7 protein-coding genes are annotated in these 9,292 nt (G+C 34.3%); 3 read left to right on the top strand and 4 right to left on the bottom strand.

What is annotated here, in order from left to right:
* Positions 1–48: 48 nt before the first annotated feature.
* Positions 49–300, bottom strand: coding sequence for a hypothetical protein (locus tag Q0W25_RS08455; protein WP_297827242.1), 252 nt, complete (start codon positions 298–300; stop codon positions 49–51).
* Positions 301–540: 240 nt separating this feature from the next.
* Here Q0W25_RS08455 and Q0W25_RS08450 point away from each other — a divergent pair, with 240 nt between their 5' ends.
* Together Q0W25_RS08450 and Q0W25_RS08445 are read left to right on the top strand one after the other, a co-directional pair.
* Positions 541–1,179 (top strand): site-2 protease family protein, encoded by a 639-nt coding sequence (locus Q0W25_RS08450; RefSeq protein WP_298521140.1) that lies wholly within the window; start codon positions 541–543, stop codon positions 1,177–1,179.
* A gap of 81 nt (positions 1,180–1,260) precedes the next feature.
* The gene (locus Q0W25_RS08445; RefSeq protein ID WP_298521138.1) at positions 1,261–1,554 is read left to right on the top strand and encodes a hypothetical protein; all 294 of its coding nucleotides are present in this window, start codon (positions 1,261–1,263) and stop codon (positions 1,552–1,554) included.
* 30 nt (positions 1,555–1,584) lie between these two features.
* Here the strand turns inward: Q0W25_RS08445 and Q0W25_RS08440 are convergent, their stop codons facing one another.
* The 3 genes from Q0W25_RS08440 to Q0W25_RS08430 all read right to left on the bottom strand — a co-directional run bounded on the left by Q0W25_RS08440 (position 1,585) and on the right by Q0W25_RS08430 (position 4,630).
* Positions 1,585–2,667, bottom strand: a complete 1,083-nt coding sequence (locus tag Q0W25_RS08440; RefSeq protein ID WP_298521136.1) for an acyltransferase — start codon at positions 2,665–2,667, stop codon at positions 1,585–1,587.
* A 32-nt stretch (positions 2,668–2,699) separates the two neighbouring features.
* Positions 2,700–3,680 (bottom strand): tRNA dihydrouridine synthase DusB, encoded by a 981-nt coding sequence (dusB, locus tag Q0W25_RS08435; RefSeq protein WP_298521134.1) that lies wholly within the window; start codon positions 3,678–3,680, stop codon positions 2,700–2,702.
* An 86-nt stretch (positions 3,681–3,766) separates the two neighbouring features.
* A complete protein-coding gene (locus tag Q0W25_RS08430; protein ID WP_298521132.1) occupies positions 3,767–4,630 on the bottom strand; it encodes a DUF1002 domain-containing protein in 864 nt (287 codons plus the stop codon).
* A 182-nt stretch (positions 4,631–4,812) separates the two neighbouring features.
* On the opposite strand from Q0W25_RS08430, the gene Q0W25_RS08425 reads away from it, so the two are divergent.
* A partial coding sequence (locus tag Q0W25_RS08425) for a cobaltochelatase subunit CobN (protein WP_298521130.1) occupies positions 4,813–9,292 on the top strand: 4,480 nt, incomplete at its 3' end.

The raw sequence follows: 9,292 nt of genomic DNA, 5'->3' as shown, positions 1-9,292 counted from the left end.
TGGGTTACTCTTAACAGGCCAAAAAATATTGATTATTCATTATTTTTTTCAGAATCTTTTAAAAACTAGTAATTTTTGTGATTTATCATGGTAGTTATTTGGATTTTGTAAGCAATCAGAAGTTCTTGTAGGTTCAAATTGACTACAACTATCCGTTGGATTAGTGTGACCATTACCTAAACGACAAATAACTCCTTCCGCAGCACCTTTTAATTGTATATTGGCTTGCCAATGCACACAATTAAGGCAAACTCTGTCAGGGTTCAATTCTGAAATATTAATTCCATCAATTTGATACATTTTAACCACATTTTTTTCTAATTAATTTTATTTTGCATTGACTCTTTAATATTTTTCTTTTTACATTTTAAATTTCAGAAATGGGAGTAGTCTTTATCTATTGATAGGTAGGTAAACCACACGATTTTAAGTGGATTAACCTTAACGGGCCAAAATATTAATTATTATATTTATTTTTATAAAATATCGATTTGCTTAAAGAAAAAAAAATTTTATACATAGAAGTTGATATTTAATATTATGATGGAATTTTCAAGGAATGAAGTAAGGGATTTATTGATTGCCCTTGTAGTGCTCTCATTTTCTTTTGCAATAGCAAGCGTTGGAATCGATGCTCATGGAATCATTTCATTTTTTCCAATTGTCGTCGTCGGTGTGGCCACAGGATTTATATTGCGTGAGATTGGGCAGAAATTTGTGGCAATGAAATGTGGTTGCGAAGCCGAATTTAAGTTGTGGCCTATAGGATTATTGATTGCATTTGCTACAGCATTTATTGGAATGGTTTTTGCATTTCCAGGCGAAATCCGTACTTTTCCAGGTCAAATCACTGATGAAATAAATGGTAAGGTAGGTCTTGCAGGACCCCTAGCTAATATGATGCTTGCATTAATATTTATAGTCATTGCAGCTTTAATATATCCATTTTCATTACATTCAATCATTATTCATTTGATATTTTTAATTTGCACTGTAGGTTTTTCCGTAAACAGCTTTTTAGCAGCATTTAACTTATTGCCTATCTATAGTTTAGATGGAATTAAAGTTTTGAAGTGGGATGCGAAAATTTGGATTGTCGTGTTTGCCATTGCTGTGATTATGATGTTGTCTTCCATTACAATAGGTGCTGAAAATATGGTTGAATTGCTTATAGGATAGATAAATCCAAATGTAAATTTTTTAATATTTATTTCATTCATGAAAATCACATGTTATCCAAGGAGTTAATGTGGTGGAATTATGGTGGAAAAAATCACAATCAAGGATGTTGAAGAGTATGCGCATTTGTTTTCTCTGGCTCCTTCGTTCATATTAGAACGTATGGCCAAAAAGAATTCAAATATTGTGGACAAGTTCAGGTCCAGCATCCAATCATACATCGGTTCGTTAACCGATGAGCAAAGAAACAAGTTTGAAATTCTATTGAATAGTGATATTGCCGAGTTACAGGCTTTGATGCATGAAGCTCATAGAATAACAAACAAAAAGCAGTATAAGATATTGGCCAATCCGCAACATAGGGATTTTTATTGAAAAAAACCTTGCCGAGTTAAGGAAAATGATTTAGATTACCCTGCCGCTCAACATATCCAAAACAGGGATTCTGCTTAAGATAGCAATCAATAGCCATGATGTGAGAAATGTCAATATCAGGGTAATTGTGCTGAACAGGGTTATTCCCATTGAACCTTTGATTGGGTATAGGACGAAGTTCAACAGCATTTCCCTTATTACGATATGGCATAAGTAAATTCCATAACTGCAAATGCTGATTGAATAGATTATTTTTAAAACAGGATCTTTTTTTACAAAACTGTATATTTTGCCTCCATTCGCTTGGAAGTATCTGAAGAATAAAAATATGCAGCATACAACAATAATATTCAATAAATGAAATTGAGAAATTGTTTTAAATTTATGCAATTCAAGGCACATACTTGCATTTGTCAAGACCTGAACTGCGTATAATAAAATTGAAAACACTAAAAATATTATCATTAGCTTTTTATCGCTAAGGCTGAAATACTTATTGCCTGATAAATCCACATTAGATAGGTAATATCCAATTATGGCAAAAATTGAGTAGTATAAATAATAAATAGGTTTTGTCATTGGCAAATATTTCAAATTGATTAAAATTATTCCAATTAAACTTAAAATCAGACATATTTTTAATGTAATGCTATTGTATTCGTTTAGCTTGTTTATCATAAAAATTATGGCATATGTTACCAAAATCATAGGCACAAACCAAAAGAAATTGGCAGTTCCTTTTGGGGCAATGCTAAATACGTTTGAGGCAATATCTATTATGGACCCTTTGTTAAATATAAATGAGAATGCCAGTATGAAGATAATCCCCCAAAACAGATAGGGAATGACTACTCTTGTAAGCCTTTTTTTAGCGAATTTTATTAAAGTCTCCTTTCTATCCAAAAGCAGACTTCCGCTAAGGACAACGAAAAGGGGAACTCCAATGTCACGTAAGCAATTTAAAAACAAAGCGTAATACCAGAATTTTGTAGCAAAAATATCTGTTTTATTAACGTATTGCGCAAAAATGTGGCAAGCAAGAATGCAAAAAATAGCGAATGCCCTTAGAAGGTCGTAATAAAAAATTCTTTCTTTTTTGGTTTGCCCATTCATGGTTTAGGTTTTGTTATTCAAAATATAAATAGCTAGTCTTTAAGGATTTTTGAATATTCATCTAATAATTCGAAGAGTTCCTCTTTTGTATTTATCTTAAAGAGTTTCGGTTTTATCTCAACGCTTCTGTATAGATTTTTCAAATAATATGCAGTATGTGTTCTCATTTTATGGATAGCTATCTCTTCATCCCTATTTTCCATAAGCAGTTCCGCATGTCTTTTTATCATAGCTATTTTTTCAGCTCCGGTGACCCTTTCAGGTTCAATTCCATGGTCCAAATAGTCAATGCATTGTTTTATCAGCCAAGGATTTCCTCTTGCAGCCCTTCCAATCATTATTGCATCGCATCCTGTTTCATCTATCATTCTTTTTGCATCATAACAAGACCATATATCTCCGTTTCCTATAACTGGAATTGATAAGATTTTTTTTACTTGACGAATAATTGACCAGTCTGCTTTGACATCATATCTTTGGGTTCGAGTACGTGGGTGAACAGCTATTGCACTTGCACCTGCATCCTCAACAATCTCGGCTATTTCTAAAGCGTTTATGCTGTTTTCATCCCATCCGCTTCTAATTTTAACTGTAACTGGTATGGGAACAGTGTCTACAACAGTTTCTACAATTTTTCTGACTTTTGATGGACTTTTAAGCAGGGCACTTCCTGCTTTGGATTTGATGGCGACTTTGGTAACTGGGCATCCCATATTTATGTCAATGATATCCGGATGCATATTATCATAGATATATTTGGCGGCAATTCTAAATGACTCCACTTCGCAGCCAAAAATCTGTTGTGATATCGGCCTTTCCATATCTGTCATGTAAAGCATCTTTTTTGTTCTTTCATTGTCGTTCATGATTGCCTTGTTGGACACCATTTCAGTTTCAATAAGTCCACACCCCATTGATTTGACAATTGTTCTAAATGCTGAATCACAGATTCCGGCCATTGGCGCTAAAACGACTTGGTTATCTATTTCAACATTGCCTATTTTCCATTTCATTAATTATTAATATATTAAATATTATCTAATTAATATTTTGGAAAAAAGAAAAAAAGAGTTTAAAATGAAAAAATAATGGGGGAATATTAGCCGAACAATCCGCCTAATATTCCTTCACCATCATTAGTGTTAGTTGCATTTGAAATGTCAGTACTGTTTAACACATCAGATAGTTGGGTTTCAAGTTCTTTTGCATCGCCTTGAGCGTTTTGGGTTTGTGCGATAGCGTCTGCAAGTTTTTCAACATCAGCATGTGTCAAGTTAATGTTGTTGATTGTTGTGTAGTTGTTGATAATCACTACTATGGTTTGATGATCAGTGATGTTTTTCTCTTTAACGGTTTCTTTTACATCTTTCACCAAATTTGATAATTCATCAGAGCTGACATTTGAAGTGTTTACAATTTCTGCTTGGGTGTAAATTTCCTTGTTGGCAGCTTCTTTTACAGGTTCTGGGATTTTTACATCTGTAGCTTCTTCATAGGAGCTCATGATTCCTGCAAGCGCGGATTCTCCAGTAGCTGTTACGGGGCTTGTTACATAGACATGCCCACTTTTAATTCCTGATGATTTTAGTGCTGAGATGTACATATCGCCGGTTATTGTTGTAATTTTTGATGTATCTACACTGACTTCCAAATTATCGTTTTCAGTCAAATCAAGAAGTGCTGATGAAAAGATTTGGTCAGAACCGTAGGTTTTTCCAGTGATTGTACTTGAAATCTTGTTAACGTCTGAAGCGGTAATGATTTTTTCAGCCACATTATTTAAATTCAAATTACTTTGTTCCTTAAAAAAGGCATCAACGTCTGCCTTGTAGTTTGCATTTGCATGTGTGGTTTCACCGTAGGTAATTACATGTGAATTTACTTCACCTGAGAAACCTGCTGGTATAACCATTCCTATTAAGATTATAGATAAAATAACCATACCAATAGTAATTTTACGCATATTATCACCTTTATATAATAGCAAATTCTATTTAGATATTCAAGTATTTAAATATATCTTATTTTGCATTGGAAAAATTTTAATTCCACTTTAATTTTAGTTAATTTTATATGTTTTCAAATTAAATTTAATATAATAGATATAATGCTTATATTATATTTGTTAGTATAACTTGAGAGGAGGTGAAAAGCACGATAAAGTTAAGTAAGAAGCTATTTACATTAATTATTTTGCTTGTAGTGCTATTTTCGGTAAGCTGTGCGTTTGCAGAAGATAATGCTACTGTATCCGATGTAATTAGTGCGGATGATAATGGTGGAGTAATTCAGGAAGATGCATTGGCGTTTGATGTTCAAGAGCTTGACGATGGATCTCAAGATGATGAAATTCTGGCCGCTTCAAATGGAGATTCGGTTCTGGAAGCAGGTAATCAGATTACGGTTCATGTAATGGATTCATATAATAAAACAGGAAAAACTTGGACAGAAGACGGTGTTGATTTATCTGGTGCTATCGTTAAAGTATATGATTCTTCAAATAATGTGATTTCCGCAAAAACCAATTCCAAGGGAATTGCCGTAATTAAGAATTTGGGATCCAAAAAATATACTGTGGAAGTGAGCTATTCAACTTATGAGCCTAAAAATTTAGGTTCTGTTGATTTTACCAAGACTTCCGGTGCTGTCAAGATTGACAATGTGATGTTCATTCCGGACATACTGCTGTTAGTGGATTACACTTCTCACAATGAGAAAGTTGACTTGTTGATGAACATGTCTAAAAGGGTGGCGTTTATCAGTACAACCAATTTTGATGAGTCAAGGGCATGGCTAGCGGATCATGCTAAATTTATCCATATTGACATGTTTGCGGACAATTCCGCATATAACAGGTTTAGCCCAGCGTATCTCAAAAGCATGTTGAAATATTCTCCGGCCAACATTAACTATAATGTTGCATACACATTCGGTGTATATTCTCAGGAACTGTTAAATTCAACTGGTATACACATCGTCGGTGCAAATTCAGCTAACAATACATTCGATACACTTGAAAATACTTATATTGGTTCTTACTTCCAAGCAGAAGACATTAAAGATTCAGATGTTTTAATCAAAAACATGAGAAATTATTTTGATTATGTTCGTCATTTAATTAATCCAAACAAATATTCAAATCCTACTTTAACTAGTGATGGAATTCCTTTAATGAGTCCTGATTGTGGTTTTTACCATCCTGATCTCGGTGCATATACTCTTGTACCCGAACCTGAGCAGATTCATCAATGGATTAATGAAAATCCTGGCTATACCAAAACTTCAGACGGAAGTTTAAATTGGATGGCCGATGAATTCCAATATTGGGTAGAGCATGAATTAAACCCAACAGCTTTATTCAAAAGATTTGAAAACGATTTAAGAACTAAATTTGACCCAGATAAAAAACTCATAGCTATTGCTACCTATTATTGTGGTGGGGACGTTGTCGATTCACTGATAAGAAGCTATGAATCAAATGGCAGGCTGGCTTTCAATATTTTCAAAACAAGTACAGCCCCTTCAATGGCTTCTATATTGAACAATGTCAATAATGCTTCTGAAATTGGAATATCAACAATTACCTCATTATATAGTTGGTCCTTAAGTTATGCGAATGGATCTGCAGAATCTGATTTATCTGAAATAGATTTGGAAATTCTTAAAGGTGTAAATGAAATCTCAGAATACAGTTACAATAGTGAACTCGGTCCTCAAATTGAATGGACTTATGCAGTGACTTTCCCTAGTTTCGAAGGGGTATTCGGCCCAATCATTTTATCTTATGTCGATGATGCTGGTGATACTCATGTAATTCAATCTGGTGTAGATAAAATGGCCAAATTAAGCTGTGGATGGGCTGATTTAAAAGATTTAAATAATTCAGATAAAACCATAGCTATTGTATTGTATAATTATCCGCCTGGAAAAGCAGAAATCGGTGCATCTTATTTGGATGTAATTTCGTCTACATATGATTTGATTCTTAAGTTATATGAACAAGGTTACGATATCGGATGTGATGCAGATGATTTGATGTCTATTAAAGAATTTGAAGAAATCGTATTCAAAATGGGTAATAAAGGATCTTGGGCTTCAGGTTTACTTAGAGAATATGTTGAAACTAATTGGGATAATTTGGTAGCGCATAATCAGCTTATTTCTACAAGGGATTTCAGAAATCTCATTAAAGATTTGCCTCAGGACTTGGTTAGGAACATGACCGATAAGTGGGGTTCAGGTTTAGGTCCATCAATGGTATATTCCGGATCCGAAGAGCAGTATATGGTCGTTCCTGGAATTTGGTTTGGAAAAGTATTCGTCACATTCCAGCCAAGTAGAGGTTGGGAAGAAGTAAGTGTTGAAAATTACCACGATTTAACTTTACCACCTACTCAATATTATGTTGCATATTACAAGTGGTTAGATCAAGTTGCAAAGGTCAATGCGATTGTTAACATGGGAACCCACGGAACTCTTGAATGGTTGCCGGGTACAAATTTAGGTTCTCTTGAGGGAGACTGGACATTTGAATTAACTTTAAATCCAACAATATATCCTTATATTGTTTCAAACCCTGGAGAAGCAATGGTTGCTCGTGATAGAATTGCAGCTTTGTTAATTACTCACATGACTCCTGCGATGGTTTCTTCAGGATTGTATGGAAACTATACAGTGTTAAACAATTATATCGCATACTATAAGGACCAGGTCAAACTTAATGTAACATCAAATGCTAACGCTTACAAAGAGAAAATTATTAAGTTAGCACCTGAATTAGGTTTTAGAGAGTTTGATAATAAAACTGAAACATTCAGCGAATGGATTGATGATTTGCACCTTTACCTTGAAGGCATGGAGCATGATTTCATCACTTATGGATTGCATTCATTAGGTAAAATTTTATCAGGCAAGGAACTCATTGAAGAAGTTGTTACAATTTCAGCATCTCAAACAAAAATCTATAATTATATCATGGAATTTTTATACCCTGAATTTGCAGGTTTAAATTTTTATGAAGATATTGACGGTAATTTGGACCGTTTAACTGAATATGATGAAATTAAAGGTTTCTTGAAAAATTATATCACAGATTTAGTTAACGGCAGTTCCATTGCTGAATTAACTCAAAAATACAGTATTCCTGTCAATTCTTTACTATATAATGCTACATTGTACTGTGAGCAGGTCATAGTTAACATTCAAAACAATAATGAATGGAATGCTATTTTAACAGCTCTTGAAGGTGGATATGTGAAGCCGGGTTTATTTGCTGATCCTTCATATGGTGATTCAATTCCAACAGGTTACAGCGGATATGCGTCTGACCCAACAAGAATGCCTTCAGAGACAGCTTACGAATCAGCAATTAACATTGTCGATTTGCTGCTTTCACAATATTATGAAAAGCATGGAAAATGGCCGGAATTGACTTCATTAATCTTATGGGGTACTGAAATTTCAAGGACAGAAGGAATTGGTGTTGCCGAATTCCTATATTTCATGGGATGCAAACCTGTCTGGACATCTAACGGAAAAGTCGTTGGTGTTGAAATGCTTCCGTTAAGCGATTTGAAAGTTAAATTATCTAATGGTTCTATTGTTAACAGACCTAGGATTGATGTATTTGCAAGTATTGTAACAAGTAATAAAGATTGGATTAATTGGATGGTTACTGCAACCAAATTGGCAGCATTTGCCGATGGCGAAACAGCCGATGAGAACTACATCCTTAAACATTATTTGGAAAACCCGACTCTTGATAGACTATTCGGTCTTCCGGGTAATATCTTGGAAGGAACAGGTATGTCTAATCTCATTCCGAATACTGCTGATTGGGACATTGAGACTTTAGGTGAACAGGCTTTGAACATTTATCTTTCAAAAGTTTCATTCTCATGGACTATTGATGAAAAGGGTAACATTGTAATTAACAATCAAAAAGATAATTTCATATATCTGCTTAATAAGACAGATTTGATTACTCAAAACTTTGATAGTACTTGGAGATTATTCGATTCAGATGATTATTATGACTGGTTTGGCGGTATGTTGAATGCTGCTAGAGTATTGCAAAATCAATCCGGAAAAGAGGGTCCGGATACAGCATTTGTTGATATAAGAGTTAGAAATAAATACATTGCCAAAACCTTTTTGGAAGAAATGGAGTTTGAAACTAGAACTATGCTTACAAACCCAGAATATTATATGCCACTTATTACTGGAGGGGCATCTGGAATGAATGCATATGCTTCAAGAATTCAAAACTGGTATTGTTCAGCAACATTGGCTGGTGAAAAAGTAAGTAAATCATTAGGTACTCAAGTATCTCATGTTTTATTGTATGCGGCTCAATATGCGGACGCATCATCTTCAGCAGGTTTGCAGTCTTCAATCGATTGGATGCTGTTTATGGCTGACCAAGGAACTTGGGATGCGGACATGTCTACACTTCAGGCTTTAGCCGATGAGTATATCAGGCAAGTTATCCAATACGATGTTTCCTGTTGTCACCACACATGTAAGGATTTGTCCTTATTGTCTAAAATTATTCAATTAAGTACATTATCCAATGCTGAAAAACAAAAATTCGCAGAAATGGTTGCAAGAGCTACTGATACCGATC

It is taken from the genome of uncultured Methanobrevibacter sp., assembly GCF_947166415.1.
Classification (GTDB): domain Archaea; phylum Methanobacteriota; class Methanobacteria; order Methanobacteriales; family Methanobacteriaceae; genus Methanocatella.
Note: the sequence above shows the minus strand (reverse complement) of the source record. Positions and strands in the feature narration are given on the sequence as shown.